This is a genomic window from Frankia sp. AgPm24 (genome assembly GCF_023243055.1).
Classification (GTDB): domain Bacteria; phylum Actinomycetota; class Actinomycetes; order Frankiales; family Frankiaceae; genus Frankia; species Frankia umida.
Genome location: NZ_JALKFW010000164.1, coordinates 1 through 16,277, shown reverse-complemented (window position 1 = coordinate 16,277; position 16,277 = coordinate 1). Strand labels below are relative to the sequence as shown.

9 protein-coding genes are annotated in these 16,277 nt (G+C 69.9%); 5 read left to right on the top strand and 4 right to left on the bottom strand.

The window, feature by feature from the left end:
* Positions 1–9: 9 nt before the first annotated feature.
* Positions 10–1,563, bottom strand: coding sequence for a TIR-like protein FxsC (locus tag MXD61_RS09455; protein WP_248812465.1), 1,554 nt, complete (start codon positions 1,561–1,563; stop codon positions 10–12).
* Between the two features lie 517 nt (positions 1,564–2,080).
* Here MXD61_RS09455 and MXD61_RS09450 point away from each other — a divergent pair.
* Together MXD61_RS09450 and MXD61_RS09445 are read left to right on the top strand one after the other, a co-directional pair.
* A complete protein-coding gene (locus MXD61_RS09450; protein WP_248812464.1) occupies positions 2,081–3,322 on the top strand; it encodes an FxsB family cyclophane-forming radical SAM/SPASM peptide maturase in 1,242 nt (413 codons plus the stop codon).
* Positions 3,323–3,450: 128 nt separating this feature from the next.
* Positions 3,451–5,175, top strand: coding sequence for an HEXXH motif domain-containing protein (locus tag MXD61_RS09445; RefSeq protein ID WP_248812463.1), 1,725 nt, complete (start codon positions 3,451–3,453; stop codon positions 5,173–5,175).
* A gap of 14 nt (positions 5,176–5,189) precedes the next feature.
* Here MXD61_RS09445 and fxsT read toward each other — a convergent pair whose 3' ends face one another.
* Positions 5,190–7,739, bottom strand: a complete 2,550-nt coding sequence (gene fxsT, locus MXD61_RS09440) for an FxSxx-COOH system tetratricopeptide repeat protein (RefSeq protein WP_248812462.1) — start codon at positions 7,737–7,739, stop codon at positions 5,190–5,192.
* Between the two features lie 931 nt (positions 7,740–8,670).
* Between fxsT and MXD61_RS09435 the strand changes: the two genes are divergently transcribed.
* Together MXD61_RS09435 and MXD61_RS09430 are read left to right on the top strand one after the other, a co-directional pair.
* Positions 8,671–10,728, top strand: coding sequence for a hypothetical protein (locus MXD61_RS09435; protein ID WP_374628689.1), 2,058 nt, complete (start codon positions 8,671–8,673; stop codon positions 10,726–10,728).
* A gap of 49 nt (positions 10,729–10,777) precedes the next feature.
* On the top strand, positions 10,778–12,199 hold the full coding sequence (locus tag MXD61_RS09430) for a glutamate decarboxylase (RefSeq protein WP_248812460.1): 1,422 nt from the start codon (positions 10,778–10,780) through the stop codon (positions 12,197–12,199).
* A gap of 80 nt (positions 12,200–12,279) precedes the next feature.
* Here MXD61_RS09430 and MXD61_RS09425 read toward each other — a convergent pair whose 3' ends face one another.
* Positions 12,280–14,313 carry an AMP-binding protein gene (locus tag MXD61_RS09425; RefSeq protein WP_248812459.1) on the bottom strand — a complete coding sequence of 678 codons (2,034 nt, stop codon included), beginning with the start codon at positions 14,311–14,313 and terminating at the stop codon, positions 12,280–12,282.
* 236 nt (positions 14,314–14,549) lie between these two features.
* Between MXD61_RS09425 and MXD61_RS09420 the strand changes: the two genes are divergently transcribed.
* Positions 14,550–15,347 (top strand): VOC family protein, encoded by a 798-nt coding sequence (locus MXD61_RS09420; protein WP_248812458.1) that lies wholly within the window; start codon positions 14,550–14,552, stop codon positions 15,345–15,347.
* 24 nt (positions 15,348–15,371) lie between these two features.
* Here the strand turns inward: MXD61_RS09420 and MXD61_RS09415 are convergent, their stop codons facing one another.
* On the bottom strand, positions 15,372–16,145 hold the full coding sequence (locus MXD61_RS09415; protein WP_308222712.1) for a GntG family PLP-dependent aldolase: 774 nt from the start codon (positions 16,143–16,145) through the stop codon (positions 15,372–15,374).
* Positions 16,146–16,277 lie beyond the last annotated feature (132 nt).

Genomic DNA, 16,277 nt, shown 5'->3' with positions numbered 1-16,277 from the left:
GCTCCGCCCCTACAAGCCGTTGAAGATGGGCGCGGAGCGATGCCGAGAACCAGGCTGGCGGGTGGCGGAGGACGACCGGAAGATTCGCGCCTGGGTCGCCACCAGCATGTGAAGCAACGATTCGTCGAACTCCTCGTGAGTGTGAATCTCCATGCGAAGGTTGTCCTGCCGGACCAGATTGTTCCTGAGCGCATGTCGCAGGGACTCCTGGAGGAGCTCCGCGTTCTCTGCGGTCTCGGCATCATCCTGGTTCCAGGGAACCAGGATGCCGGTGGTCGGTTCGTTCCGGTTGTCGTACTCCCGAAGTGCTGTGCGGAACTGTTCGAGCTGCGTGGTCCAGGCGTCGACTATGAAGACCACCATCTCGTTGCGGCTGCGCGAGGCCTCCAGCAGACTGGTGATCATATCCTGCTGAAGTGGGACGATGCTGGACGACATGTTCTGGCGGGCGGCGACGGCCTGCGCGGCGATGCACACACGCTGGTGTGAGCGAGGGTGGTATGGCGTCCATTCATCGAACTGACCGCCGTAGTAGACCAGATGATTCCGAAGCCGCGAAAGTTCGGTGGCCGAGGCCACCGCCATGACAAATGTGACTCGCAGGGGTCCCTCGCCCCTGCGTCGTGCTCCACCTTCTCGAGGCACTTCGCCTGGCGGTCTGCCGGCGTTCGCGTCCGGCTCTCGCGACGCCAGATCGTCATTGCCGGGCCGACGGGCCGGCAGGCCGGCAGCATCCACAGCAGATCCCTGCGGGCTGCCCGGATGAGGTTGGAACATGTTCCTGGAGTCGGGGCCCGCCGATGCTCCGAGAGGATTCCCGTCCTCGCTGTCCGGTGGTAACGAACCGGGTTGCTGCTCGGCGTGGTCAGGGGTCACCTGACCACGCTTGAGATCGTCGGGTTCGAACGCACTTCGGATCTCGTGGAAGGCGGGCGGATCGGGCTGCTGTGGAAGTGGGGACATGCGCACAAGGTGCACGATCCGTTCCGCCAGGGCCACCAGGAACTCCTGGTACTCGTCTTGGTTTCGCTTGAGCTGCAGCAGGTAACGCAGGCCGCGCTGGGCGTAGAGCTTACCGAAGCTGACATGATCGTACTGCAGCCTTGCCAGGGCGGATGGCAGATCCGGCAGGGGCGTCCAGATCACCGGGAGTAGGGAGGGTGACTGGCCGGTGCCGGGAAGGCGCCCGCGTTGGCAGCGATCGCTGAACGCCTGCCACTCCTTCCCACAGTACTCGCTGGCGAAGAAGGTCGGTGAGCAGATCGCGACGAAAGTGTGGCATCGGTGAAGTGCTTCCGAGAGCTCGGTCGACCACGCCTCACCGGGGGCAATGTTGGTGGTATCGAGGAAGCCGACGCCCTGGACAGATGGGTGGCCGCACCTGGTGCGGACCTCTCGCCGCAGATCTTCGACAAACCTGTGCAGGTAGTTGTCATCCTGGCCGTCGAGGCGCGCGTAACTGAGGAAAAAGCACAGGGGCGACCCGGACATCTGGTCAGCCGCGCCCGCACGGGCTCGGGGCGATGCTTGGGAGCCGGCCTGGCTGCCGGCGGCGATCGGCACCTCCCCGCGCCGGGGCGGCCGGTATTCTACGGCATAACGACGACCAGATCCGCCTGTCGGCCGGAAGCCGGGAGCCGGTCAGCAGCGGCTTCGATGATCGTCTGTTTTTCACCCAGTGCCCCCGCACCCTGCGCAGCCTGCTTCTTCTGGTGCGGCCGTCATCGATACCGCGAAACGGAGTCTACGTCGTGGCCCCGGATGGGGGGCGGTCATCGATGCCGACCGGAGCAGTAGCTCGACAGCATTGCGCGCGCGAGCGGCGGCAGCCGGCTAGATTGGAAGATCAGAGTGGGGCGAGGAGGTAATGTAGTGGCCAGCGGACCGGCAGCTATCGAGTCTCACCAGCCCGATATGACGGGCATGTCTCTCGATTTGATCATGGAGGCGGGTGGTCCGGAGCTCAGCCGCGCGATTCTACGCCTGCGTCGAGAGGCTGCCGGGGCAATTCCTCGATACTCCGGCTTCAACTCGAGCCTCCTGCGTCCAAGTACATCGGAGATGTCAGTCGAGCTGGGCAATGGCTCCTGAGCTCTTCGATGTGGCGCGGTCCGCGCCGTCCGAATGGCCGGTTGGCGTTCCGATCGAGGAGCTCACCGGTCATTCGTACTGGCGTGGGCAGCCCTTTCGGCAGTTCGTTCTCAAGGTGCACAGCAGGTGTAATCTCTCGTGTACTTACTGCTACGTCTACCAGCTCGCGGATCAAAGTTGGCGTGAGCAGCCCGCGGTGATGAGCCGTGGGACGGTGGACGCGACGGCGGCCCGGGTTGCGGAGCATGCGCGCCGGCACGGGCTCACAGCCGTGCAGATAACCCTTCACGGCGGTGAGCCGCTGTTGGCCGGAGCCGAACTGCTCGGGTATCTCGTCACCGCGTTCCGTGCCGCGGCACCATCCACAACCGAGGTGGCCTTCGGTCTGCAGACCAACGCGGTGCTGCTCGATGACGCCATGCTCGAGCTGTGTCTGCTCCACGGCGTTCAGATCGGGGTGAGCATCGACGGTGGGGCGGCGAGTCACAACAGTCGGCGCCTGCGGCGAAACGGCCGAAGTAGCTTCGAGGCGACGGACGCGGGGCTGGCCCGACTGGCGAGCGGGCGATTTCGTGACATCTTCGCGGGCCTGTTGTGCGTTGTCGACATCGGCAGCGATCCGGTGGAGGTGTACGAGAGCCTGCTCGCCTGGCGACCACCCGCGGTGGATTTTCTGCTGCCGCATGGAAACTGGCGAGACCGTCCCCCTGGCCGGGGGCCGGACGAACAGCACACACCGTACGCGGACTGGCTCATCACCCTGTTCGAGCGCTGGTACAGCGCGCCGGAGCACGAGACTGAAATTCGCCTGTTCGCAGAGATCATCGTCATGCTGCTCGGTGGGCAAAGCCAGGTGGAAAGCGTGGGCCTCACTCCGTCCGCCGTGGTCGTGGTCGAGACTGACGGTGCCATCGAGCAGGTCGACGCTCTGAAGTCCGCTTATCACGGTGCTGCCCGCACGGGTCTACACGTTGGTCGGGACGACTTCGATGCGGCACTGCGCCATCCAGGCATCGTGGCGCGCCAGATCGGTGCCGCTGCGCTCAGCGCGCACTGTGCGGACTGCTCCGTTCGCCGGGTCTGCGGTGGCGGCTACTACCCGCACCGCTACCGTCCCGGCACGGGGTTCCGGGACCGCTCGGTGTACTGTCCTGATCTGTTCGCGCTCATCACGCACATCGGCCGCCGAATCCGGACCGAGCTCGACGATGTCCGGCGCCGGACCGGGTGAACATCCGGTTCCATCAGCTCGACCGGTCCGACTTCGACGAGCTGGCATCCGGTCGTGCGAGAAGTGACCTCGTCCACCGCCTACGTACCACGCAGCTCAGCCGGCGCCTGCTTCTCCTCCGAGCTGTCATGGAAGACGCAGCCCGGCTGGCACCTGAGGCCGCTCTGCGCGGTGAACTCGTCCACAGCTACGGTGTTCTCGCGACCGCGCAGAGGATCAGGCCGGAAGTGATTACCGAGCTGCTGCTGTCGCCGAGCTTCGGGCTGTGGGCGATGCACTGCCTGCGGCGCCTGCGCGGCACCGTGACATCGCCCCGATCGATCGATGGTGATCTCGCCGGACTCGGCGCCCTGGCCGCCGTGGCGGCCCTGCGGACAGGCCTCGACGTCGAACTGACCCTGTACGCCCCACGGGGCGAACTGGTGCTACCCACGCTTGGTCGCCACCGCGGCGACCTTCCCACCTGGGCGCGAGCCCGGATCGCGGGCGGTGTGCTTTCTCTCGTCCCATCCGTTGCCCAGGGCGGCCATGCCGATGTGATCATGATTGATTCGGTGGCGAGTTCCGCGGGGCAGGACGGGGTTGATCATGGGCCGGTGGGCTGGCTTCCGATTCCGGCTCTGCGCAGCGAGGTTGCCGGGGAACGAATCGACCTGCGATTCGACTTTCTCGATCCAGGCCGGGGTCATCTCGGCCTGCCGATCTCCGGCGACGTCGAACCCGATCTCCTCGATCAGTGGCAGCACCGTCTGAACGAGGGTTGGCAGATCCTCGGACGACGAGATCCCGAGGCGGCCCGGGCGCTGTCCGCCGCGATCACTACGGTCTTCCCACTGCGAGAGACCGACGATGCCAGCGAGCTCTCCGCCTCCGCGGGGGAGGCGTTCGGTGCTGTCGCGATGACCTTGCCCAGAGATGGTCTGTCCTGCGCGGCCGCGTTGCTCCACGAGTTCCAGCACAACACGCTGTCGGCTCTGCTAGACCTGGTTACGCTGTGCGAGCCGGCCGACGGGCGGCTGTTCTACGCGCCCTGGCGCGCCGACCCACGTCCCTTGGGCGGCCTGCTGCAAGGGGCGTACGCCTACCTCGGACTCATCGGCTTCTGGGGCGACGAGCGTCGGGAGAATCCGGAGAACGACTACGCGCACTTCGAGTTCGCCCGGTGGCGGGAGGAGGTGTGGCGGGTGCTGGTGACCATGCGTATGTCGGGCGTCATGACCCCGCTCGGGCTGCGTTTTCTCGACGGTATGCAAGCCGCCGCGTGGCCGCACCGCTTGGCCGAAGTGCCGGCCGAACCACGGGCGCTGGCCGCGCGGATCAGCGCGGAGACCAGGCTGACCTGGCGGTTGCGCAATCTGGAACCCGCGGCCGATCGGGTTGCCGCCCTCGCGCGGGCGTGGCTCGCGGGCCGCCCGGCCCCGCGTGGGCCGCGAGTGCCCACCCAGGTGCGTCCGGCGCCGCGGGCGTTGCCTCGTAGCGCCCAGCTGGAGCTGGCACACCTGCGGCTGCGGCGACCGAAGGCCTTCCAGGCCGCCCGGGAAGGTGTGCTCGGTGTGTTCGGCGTCGACCTGCCGGCCTCGGATCAGGCGCATGCCCTGGGCGATCTTCCGTCAGCTCTGGCCGGCTACCGGGAGCGCATCAGCGACGCCCCGGCCCGCCTCGATGCCTGGGTCGGCATTGCCCTCTGGGCCTGGGAGGACGCGACCACGCCGGCCCGGGCGTTGGCCACCGGGCCGGAGCTCGTCCTCGCGCTGCATCGCGAGGTGCTGGAGCTGGGCGGGCAGCGACCGGACCCGGTTGCCCTGGCGTCCTGGCTACCTGAACTGTCGCCGCCGCCTGGTACCGGGTTGTAGCGCTGGCGTCCGGGCTACAGCGCCGGCGGCTCGAAGTCGAAGTCGAGGCGTCCACCGCTCAGGCCCACCCGCACGTCCGGATGGTCCTCGCCCAGGACCTGTCGGTAACGGCGCATCGTGTCCTCGGTCAGCGCCGCACCCTCGTCCGCCCGGTCGACGGCGACCAGATCCAGTGCCACATTCGCCGCGCAGACCAGGGTGTGCGGATGCTCGGGGCCGAGCAGCTGCCGGAACGCGGCCAGGGTCGGCTCGCCCAGGGACAGGGCCTCGTCGGGATGCCCGAGCACGGCCCGCACCGTGGCCAGGTTCGCCACGCAGGTCAGGGTGTAGTGGTGGCGCGCGCCAAGCCGGCTCTGCAGGCCAGCGCGTGCCTCGATCAGTAGGGTCTCGGCCTCCTTCACGCGTTCGAGCTGGCGGTACACCAGCGCGAGGTTCAGCGCGCTGCCGTAGGTGTAGGGATGCTCCGGGCCGAGGACATCGCGGAACCGGCGGATGGTCTTCTCGATCCGCTCGGTCGCCTCGTTCGGGTCGGAGGCCACCCGCTGGGCGTTGCCCAGACTGATCGCGGCCGCCAGGCTGTCGGGGTGCTCGGAACCGAACGGTGGTGCGCTGGTGTAGCGGTCATACACCTCGCGGGCGAGCTCCAGCGCGCCCGCGAAGTCGCCGGCCTTGCGCCGGGCCACGGAGAGATCCTTCGCCGCGAGCAGGACTAGGGGGTGATCGACCCGGAGCTCGCGGCGCTGCACGAGGTCGCGGTAGAGCAGGTTGGCCTGCTCGGCGAGCTGCCTGGCCTCCAGATAGCGGCCTGCTTGGCGCAGATCACGGGCGACCGCGCTCATCGAATGGATGACCCACAGGTCATCTCCGCCGGCCACCGCGCGTTGATCGGCGAGGTTGCGCTGGTCGGTCTCGAGGGCACGCTCGTATGAACCGATCAGGCCATAGTCGACGGCGAGGTTGTTGGCGGCGCGTAGCGTGGGTCGACCTTCCTCGCCGAAGACCGTCCGATGCCGGGTCAGGCTGTCCTCGTCGAGCTGCCAGGCCTGGTCGAAATCGCCGCGGGCGCGCAGGTCGGCGCCGTGGCCGTTCAGGATGTACAGGGTCTCCTCGTGGTTGGGGCCAAGTACCCGGGTGATCGCTTCGAGAGTGGGCCGGCGCAGTTCGTAGGCATCGCGATAACGACCGAGCGCCCAGAGGATGTCCGACTTGATGCCCTGAAGGACAAGAACGTCCGGATCGTCCGGCCCCGAGTCCGCGATCCAGACTGCCAGGGCTCGATCCGCCTCGACCAGGCCGATGGTCGGGTCGCCGGCGTAGTTCAGATAGCGCACGATGGTCTCGATCAGCCGACGCGCCGGGGGCAGGGTCGACCGGTAGACCTCGGACGGCACGATGTGGGGCAGCAGCTGACCGAACTGCAACCAGTTGACCGGGACATCCGGTTCGCCGGGGTCGGCCGCGATCAGCAACTGGTGCACCTCGTTGCTGATCTTGCGCTGATCCTCCTCCGACAGTTCGTTGCGGATGGCGATCTGGACGAGCCGGTGCACCTGCAGTGTGCGCGCGCTGCTGTCGATCCGGGCCAGGGCGTAGCGGCCGATCTCCCGGATGGCGCGACTGACCGCGAGCCGGTCCTGCATCTCGGTGCCGAAGTCGGAATCCAGGATGTACCGGCCGCGGTCGAGCATCTCCAGTGAGATCGGTTCCGGGCCGAAGAACGCACAGCGGCGCAGCAGCCGCAGCGCGAACTGCGACTGCTCCTGCAGCCGGCTCATCGACAGGCTCCACACCGCGGCCACCGACGTCGGATAGTCGGTGGGCTGGCTCTCCGCGAGGAGCCGGCCGGATGCCTCGCGGAACAGCTGCAGGTACTCCTGAGCGGCCATTCCGGTCTCGAACTGCAGGGCGCCCGCCTGTTCCAAGGCGAGTGGCAGGTCGCCGAGCGCGTCGGCGAGCTCGTAGGCGTCGTTCGGGGTGATCCCCGGGACGCGGCGCTGCAGGAACTGCGTGCTCTCTGCCCGGTCGAAGACATCGACCTCGATCGCGTCCACCTGGCCCAGCCAGCCCCGGTCGCGTGAGGTCACGATGACGTGCCCTGGGCCGTGCGGGATGAGGGGGCGAATCAGTTCGGGGCTCTCGGCGTTGTCGAAGACCAGCAGCCAGCGCCGGTAGGGTTCGCCGCGCCGCAGCGCGTCCAGCACCAGGGCGACCGCGTCCTCCGTGCGCAGCGGGCCGCTCTCGGTCAGGCGCAGCTGGGGTGCGAGCGTTGCCAGGGCGGACCGGATCATCACCGGCTGCTCGGCGCCGACCCACCAGACCAGGTCGTAGTCGGTCTGGAACTGATGGGCGTACTCGACCGCCAGCTGGGTCTTGCCGACGCCGCCCATCCCCTGCAGCGCGTGTGGCAGCACGGCGGTGATGTCGAGGTCGTCGGAGGTGATCCGTCGCCGTAGATCGGCCAGCTGCTTCGTCCGGCCGGTGAAGTTCTTGTTCCGTTGTGGCACGTTGCCCCACACGATCGGTACCCGCCGACCCGTGTCCTGCACCGGAACCGAACCCACCACCGCATCCACTCTTGGCCCCCCGCGTAGCTCTACGCGAGGCGCGGTCTGGCGGTCTGCTGGTGCCTACCCCGGATCCTGCCGCGCCTCTTGCTCTGTTCTGGCTGTACCCGACGTTCCGCTCCGGCCGGGTCGGTCCACTTCCGGGACCAACGGACTTCTGGCCGAGTGACCTGCCAAGCAAAAATTCTTCAGTCTACCGACTGATCCTACCTAGTGGTCGGCGAGGTAGGAAGCCATTCGGGCGTACGGGCGTGTATGCCCTCCGATACGCCCGGGCCGCATCGGCGTCCGCGGCCCAGTACATGTCTATCAGCGTTCTCGCCCATCGCGAATTTTGATCTTGCCGCATTCGGCGGTCAAAATTGGCAAAACTCGCAGGTCAACCCCTGAATCCGAGTCCGATGGGGTCGCGTCCGCAGCCAGATGCTGTCCGAGTCTTGTTTTCCCGGCGGTCACGGACGTGGAGATGCCGCCCGCGCACGGCCCCGGTGTCCAGGTCGCTGACCGAGGAAGCCCTGTCGCCGTGGGGTTGACGGTACGGACCATCGTTGACCCACCGTGAGATCGCGCTGCTCACGGTGCCCGGTTTCGGCCGGTTCAGTCAGGAGAGCCGGGCGGTTCGGCTGGTCTGGCTGCGTATTACGGCCTGCCGGCCGGGGTGGCTGTCCGGCAGGTGGTGCTGACCGTTCTCCGATAGGATTTGCCGACGTCAGGGATGGGCGACGAGGAGCTCTACCACATTGGGTGTCGAATCGGTCAGGGCGAGCGGCGAGGTCGTCATTTCGTCGCGGGTGGGCGGAGTGCCGGCTCACCGCCGGGCCGCGGGCCGAGTGCGACGTCGGTCGGTATCGGTCGAACGCGTGGCTGGTCACACTACCGGCCGGATGGGTGCGACGCGGCCCACCGGGTCGACGGGATCCCGGGTCGAGCGATGACATCTCGAGCCGAAGACGGCCCGTTTTCCGTGGCGCGTCCTTTCGTTCCCGCCGCCGAGGCGCTGTTCTTCGGGCGGGCGGCCGCTGCGCATTCGTTGTTGGCGAAATGGCTGGATAGCCGCCTGGTCGTGGTGTACGGACCAACAGGCGCCGGAAAAAGTTCACTGATACGGGCCGGGGTCCTACCGAATTGTTCCGACCGGGATGCCGACGTGCTGGCGCTGGGGCGCGTCCGGCCGCTGGCCGACGGCGATCTGGGCATGGGCACCGTCGCACCGGCAGGGAGTCCCCAGGTCAACCCGTTCGCCGCGGCGCTGCTGCGGTCCTGGTCCGGCCCGGGCGACGCCGCCCCACTACCGCCGATGTTGAGAGACGTGCTGTCCGGGGTCGGGCGTGGCCGACCCGCGACCTGCTCGCAGCGACCGGTGCTGGCGGCGGTGGACCAGTTCGAGGAGCTGCTCGCGCCGCACCCGCCACGGCTCGAGGTGCTACGCGAGCAGTTCATGACGCTTCTTGGCGCCGCGGTCGCGGCGATGCCGAACCTGCGGCTACTCCTGATCATCCGGCAGGGCAGCCTGGCCGAGCTGGCGCCGTACGAGTCGATCCTCGCCGCCGGCGGTGAGATCACCAGGGTCCGGGTCGACCCCCCCGATCGTGGCGCCGCGGCCCTGGCCCTGGCCGAGCCGGCCCGGCGGGTAGGCGGCAACCTGTCTCCCGAGGTCATCGATGCCTGCCTGGACGATCTCACCACGAGTCGGGTGACGGACGTCGCCGGAGCGCCGTCGGTGCTGACCAGCGACACCGTGCAGCCGTTGTTCCTGCACCTGGTCATGGCCGCGTTCGAGCGGGAACGCGCGGGTCACGCGGAGGCCGTGGTGGCGGAGCTCCCGGCGTGGGGCGCCACCGACGTCCTGCTGGCGGCCTATCTGACCCAGGCCATCGCGCAGGAGGCCCGCCAGTATGATCTTGACGCGGGCGAGGTGCGGCACTGGCTCGCCCAGACCTTCATCACCGAGCGCGGGCGCCGCGCCGGGGTGGACGAGGGCCTCGCCACGACCGCCGGCATGCCCACCGCTCTGCTCGTCGCGCTCGCCGAGCGGTACGTCCTGGTCGTCGAATGGCGGGCCGGTGCCCGCCGGTTCGAGCTGTTCGACGACCGACTGATCCCGGTGTTGCAGGCGGCGGTGCCGACCTGGTCGATCGCCGGCGCCGCGGCGACCGAGATCGGCGCGGCCGACCACCTGCACGCGGCCCTGATCAGCCGGGTGGACGGCGATGACGCCGCGGTTCGTCTCCACACCGGTGAGGTGCTGCGCCAGGAGGCCGCCGATCCGCGGGTCCGGGCCCAGGCGCTGCTGCTGCTGGCCGACATCGACAGTGAGCGGGGTCACCTCGAGCAGGCGCGAGCTGGCTATCAGGACGCGGCGCAGCTCTACGAGTCGCTCCCGGACGTGGAGGCCTCCGGTCGGGCGCTGGCCGAGGCCGCCCGGCTGCTGCTGCGCACGGGACGCCTCGGTTCCGCGGTCGCCGAGTTGCAGGCGGCGGCGACCCGGCTGCCCGCGGACGCGAACATCCAGATCGATCTTGGACGGGCGCTATGGTACTCCGGCCAGCGCTGGGCCGCCACCGCCCTGTTCTCGACGGCGCTGGCGCTCGCGCCCCGTTCGGCGGCGGCGCTGGCCGGACGCGGCCTGCTGCGGGTCGAACTCGGTGATGACGTGGCGGCGCTGGAGGATCTCAACCGGCTGGACCGGCTGAACCCGCAGGCGCAGCAGGCGGTCCCGGCGGCCGAGACCCGGGCGGCCAGAGCGCTGGCGATGGCCAGGCTCGGCCAGCCGGCGGCGGCGTCGGCGGAGACCACGGCGGTGCTCGACGACGCGGCCGACAACGGTCCCGTGCTGTGGCACGCGGCCGAGGTGTTCCGGGTGATCGGTGACGACACCCGGGCCGAGGACCTGCTGCGGCGGGCCGTCGAGGCACGCGAACCCGCGCTGCTGCCGCACCAGCGTCGGGAGGTGGACCGGCTCCTGGGTCATCCCGGCGCGATGGCCTGACGCGACCACCTGACGGACCACCCGACGGGATCAGGAAGAGGGGCCAGCGATGTCACTACATCCAAAGGCGAGTGGGCGGCAGTCGCAGCGGACCGTCGCGATCCGGCCGAGGCTGGTGCGCCCGGGGGGCGACACGAGCGTGCCGCGGTTTCGGCTGCCGGCGGAGTCGATGGCGCCGGAGACCGCCTACCAGCTGGTGCACGACGAGCTGATGCTCGACGGCAACGCGCGTCTGAACATGGCCACGTTCGTCACCACCTGGATGGATCCGTTGGCCGACCGGCTGATGGCCGAGTGCGCCCCGAAGAACATGATCGACAAGGATGAGTACCCGCAGACCGCCGAGCTCGAGGGGCGCTGCGTGAACATCCTCGCCGATCTGTGGCATGCCCCGGACGCCGCGCACGCCGTCGGTTGTTCGACGACCGGGTCGTCCGAGGCGTGCATGCTCGCGGGCCTGGCGATGCTGCGCCGCTGGCGGGCGGCCCGCCAGACGGCCGGTGCCGCGACGGACCAGCCGAACATCGTGATGGGGGCGAACGTCCAGGTGTGCTGGGAGAAGTTCGCCCGGTACTGGGATGTGGAACCACGACTGGTGCCGGTGGGGCCCGGGCGCACCCATCTCACCGCGGACGAGGCGGTGCGGCACTGCGACGAGAACACGATCGGCGTGGTCGCGATCCTCGGGTCGACGTTCGACGGCAGCTACGAGCCGGTCGCCGAGATCGTCGCCGCCCTCGACCGACTGGCGGCGACCGAGGGCGGCCCGGACATCCCCGTGCACGTGGACGCCGCCTCCGGTGGGTTCATCGCCCCGTTCTGCGACCCCGACCTGCGGTGGGACTTCCAGCTCGACCGGGTGGTGTCGATCAACACCTCAGGGCACAAGTACGGGCTGGTCTACCCGGGCGTCGGCTGGGTGCTGTGGCGGGACCGGGCGCATCTGCCGGACGAACTCGTCTTCGAGGTCGACTACCTCGGCGGGTCGATGCCGACGTTCGCGTTGAACTTCTCCCGTCCCGGTGCCCAGGTCGTCGCGCAGTACTACACACTGATCCAGCTTGGTTTCGCCGGGTATCAGCGGGTGGCCCAGGGCTGTCGGGACACCGCCCGCTGGCTCGCCGGGCAGATCGCCGAGATGGGTCCGTTCGAGCTGGTGTCCGATGGCAGCGGCATCCCGGCGTTCGCCTTTCGGCTGCGGGACGAGATCAGCGACTACACCGTCTTCGACATCTCCGAACTGCTGCGCACCCGCGGCTGGCTCGTGCCGGCCTACCACTTCCCGCCGGAGCTGACCGACCTCGCGGTGCTGCGGATCGTCGTGCGGCACGAGTTCAGCCGGGACCTCGCCGAACTGCTCATCACCGATCTTCGCCGGACCATCGACCGGTTCGAGTCCGCCCGCACCGGCGCGGGCGGGCATCGCCTCCCACCCGCCACACCCGCGGACGCCGCCTCCTTCCACCACTGACGTCGGGTCACCACCGACGTCAGGCGAGCACCGACGTCGGCTTCCCGGCCCGGCGCGGCCAGCGTGGCGCGCCGCGGCGGTCAGTGCGCGCGCAGGACAGGGCGCAGGGCGTCCAGGACGGCGGGGTCCTCGATGGTGGGCGGGACGGCGGGGGAGCGGCCGTCGGCGATCTCGCGCATGGTGCGGCGCAGGATCTTGCCGGAGCGGGTCTTGGGCAGCGCGGTCACCACGTCGACGCGTCGGAAGACGGCGACCGGGCCGATCCGTTCGCGGACCCGGGCGACGAGATCGGCGGCGAGGACGGCCGGGTCGATCTCCACACCGGCCTTCACCACGACGAGCCCGCGGGGGACCTGGCCCTTCAGTGGGTCGGCGACACCGACGACGGCGCATTCGGCGATGGCGGGATGCTCGGCGAGCACGGCCTCCATGGAGCCGGTGGACAGCCGGTGGCCGGCCACGTTGATCACGTCGTCGGTGCGGCCGAGGACGAACAGGTAGCCGTCGTCGTCGAGGTAGCCGCCGTCGCCGGTGAGGTAGAAGCCGTCGAAGGCACGCAGGTAGGACGCGGCGTACCGCTCGTCATCACCCCACAGGGTGGGCAGGGTGCCAGGCGGCAGGGGAAGGCGCAGGCACAGGGCACCCTCCACACCGGCGGGGACGGGTCGTCCGGTGTCGTCGAGGACCCGCACGTCGTAGCCGGGCATCGGCAGCGAGGGTGAGCCGGCCTTGACGGGCAGCGGCTCGAGGCCGAGCGGGGACGAGGCGATGGGCCAGCCGGTCTCCGTCTGCCAGTAGTTGTCGATCACCGGGATGCCCAGGGTGGTGGACGCCCAGTCGTAGGTGGCCGGGTCGAGGCGTTCGCCGGCCAGGAACAGGGCACGCAGTCCGGACAGGTCGTACCGACCGGGCAGCGCGCCGTCGGGGTCCTCACGGCGGATGGCCCGGATCGCGGTCGGCGCGGTGAACAGCACGTTCACTCCGTGTTCGGCGACGACCCGCCAGAACGCGCCGGCGTCCGGCGTCCCGACCGGTTTGCCCTCGTACAGCACCGTGGTCGCCCCGGCGAGCAGCGGCGCGTAGACGGTGTAGGAATGACCGACGGCCCAGCCGACGTCGGAGGCCGCCCACATGACGTCCCCGGCGCGGATACCGTAGACGTTGCCCATCGACCAGGCCATCGCGACGGCGTGGCCACCGTTGTCCCGCACGATGCCCTTGGGCCGTCCGGTCGTGCCGGAGGTGTACAGGATGTACAGCGGGTCGGTGGCGGCGACCGGGACCGGTGGATGCGGGGTGGCGGCGGCGAGGGCGGTGTCCCAGTCATGGTCGCGGCCGGGGACGAGCGGCGCGGGCTGCTGCGGGCGCGCGACGATCAGGGTGTGCTCGGGTGGATGGGCGGCGAGCGCGATCGCCTCGTCGAGCATCGGCTTGTACGCCACGATCCGGTTCGGCTCGAGCCCACAGGAGGCGCTGACCACGACCTTCGCGCGGGCATCGTCGATGCGGGCGGCGAGTTCGGCGGGTGCGAAACCGCCGAAGACCACCGAGTGCACCGCGCCGAGCCGGGCGCAGGCCAGCATGCTGATCACCGCGGCTGGGATCATCGGCAGATAGATGATCACCCGGTCGCCCCGCCTGACACCGAGCGCCGCGAGCGCGCCGGCGGCCCGGGCCACCTCGTCGGTCAGTTCGGTGAAGGTGTAGCGGCGGATCGTGCCGGTGACCGGCGAGTCGTGGATCAGTGCGAGGTCGCCGCCGCGGCCGGCGTCGACGTGGCGGTCGAGCGCGTTCGCGCAGGTGTTGAGCTCGGCGTCGGGAAACCAGCGGTAGAACGGTGGACGGTCCGCGTCGAGGACGCGCCGCGGCGGCCTGGTCCAGGTGACCGCTCGCGCCGCGTCCGCCCAGAACTCCGCCGGATCGTTCGCCGCCCGCTCCCACGCCCGCCGGTAGGCACCGACACCGGCGTCGCCACCGGGGCTGTCATCGCCACCGGGGCTGTCGCCGGGGCCGTGGCCGTCCTGGCTGAGGCGCGCCTGGTCGGTGCCGCGCTGGCCGATCACGTGCTGGTCGGCGGTCTCGTGGGGGCTGGTGCGGTGCTGGCCGGTGACCATGGCCGCCATCCTCTCGCGTCCGGCGGTGGACGGGGTGTCTTTCGGACGCGGCGCGGCCGTGGGCGCCGGGGCGACGCGTGGTCCTGACGTGAGCCGCGGGATTCGGAAAGTGGGTCGGGAGGGAGCGATGAAATTTTGTCGGTGGTGGGGTCCAAGGTGGTGACAGCCGCGATGGCGGCCGAGACCACCGCATGTGAGACCACCGCATGTGAGACCACGTTCGAGAAGGAGACACCATGCCCGCGAGCGAGAACATCCCGGCCGGCGCCCCCTGTTGGGTCGACCTTCTGACGTCGGACGCCGAGGGCGCCCAGGGGTTCTACCGTGACCTGTTCGGCTGGTCCGGGCAGGTGGCCGCGGAGCAGTTCGGCGGATACACCAACCTGGAGCTGGGCGGTGCGCTGGTCGGCGGGCTGATGCCGAAGGTCGCGGAGATGGGCCCGGCGCCCGATGGCTGGTCGATCTACCTGGCCACACCCGACGCGGAGAAGACCGTCGCCGCGGCGACCGAGCACGGCGGTGGGGTGATCGTGCCGGCGATGGCCATCAACGAACTCGGTGTGATGGCCGTGGTGACCGACCCGACCGGGGCGGCGATCGGCATGTGGCAGCCCGGCACCCACGCGGGCGTCGGTGTGCTCGCCGAGCCGGGCGCGCCCGGCTGGTTCGAGCTGTTCACCCGCGACTTCACCACCGCGGTCGACTTCTACCGTGAGGTGTTCGGCTGGGACGTCCACATCGTGAGCGACACACCCGAGTTCCGCTACGCCACCTACGGCAAGGACGAGTCCGCCCGCGCCGGCATCATGGACGCGTCGGCCTTCCTGCCGGAGGGGGTTCCGGCGCACTGGTCGGTGTACTTCGGGGCGGCCGACACCGACGCGACGTTGGCGCGTGCCGCCGAACTCGGCGGCACGGTGCTCCAGCCCGGTGAGGACACCCCCTACGGCCGCCTCGGTATCGCCGCCGACCTCACCGGTGCCGTGTTCAAGCTGATCGGCCCGAACAAGGCCGAGGCCCCGGCGGCCAGCTGACCGCGGCCGGCTGGCACCTCGAACTCAGGGGCGGGCGGACTCGGCGCGCAGCAGGGTGGCCAGGACCGCGCCGGCGCGCCGGGTGGCCGCGTCGTCGAGGTCGAGGTGGGTGACCAGGCGCAGGGTGGTCGGGCCGGTCGCGCCGATCAGCACGCCGGCCGCGGCGGCCTGCTCGATGCTGCGAGCGGCGTCGCTGACCTCGACCAGCACCATGTTCGTCTCGACCTGGTCGGGATCGACCCGGTCGGGGGCGACGTCGGCGAGCCGGGCGGCGAGCTCCGCCGCGCGCCGATGGTCCTCGGCCAGGCGGGTGACGTGATGGCGCAGGGCGTACAGGCCGGCCGCGGCCAGCACCCCGGCCTGGCGCATCCCGCCACCGAGGCGGCGCCGCCACTCGCGGACGTCGCCCTCCAGACCCGCCGGGCAGATCACCACCGAGCCGACCGGCGCGCCGAGCCCCTTGGACAGGCACACCGACAGCGTCGTGAACGGTGCGGCGAGCCGGCGCGGTTCGACCGAGCTGGCGATCGCGGCGTTCCACAGCCGCGCACCGTCGCAGTGCAGGGCGATCCCGGCCCGGGAGGTGAGTTCGCCGAGCTGCTCCAGCCGGGCCGGCGGCACGACCCGGCCACCGCGACGGGCCTGGGTGTTCTCCACCGCGAGGACCGCCGTGCGCACCATCCCGTAGCTGGCCGTCGGCACGCGGATCGCACGGGCGACCTCGGCGAGGTCGGCGGTGTCGGCGAGGCCGGGCAGGGTGCGGGTCTGCACACCGCCGAGCGCGGCGAGCCCGCCCAGTTCGTAGGTGACCGGAAAACGTAGCGCGTAGGCCTCGTCCTTCAGGGCGGGGTTAGCGCGTCAACTCGGCTGCCAGAATGACCGGGGAATCGTGTATTCTGCCAGGTATGGGAAGTCGGGTGGTGAAGCGGG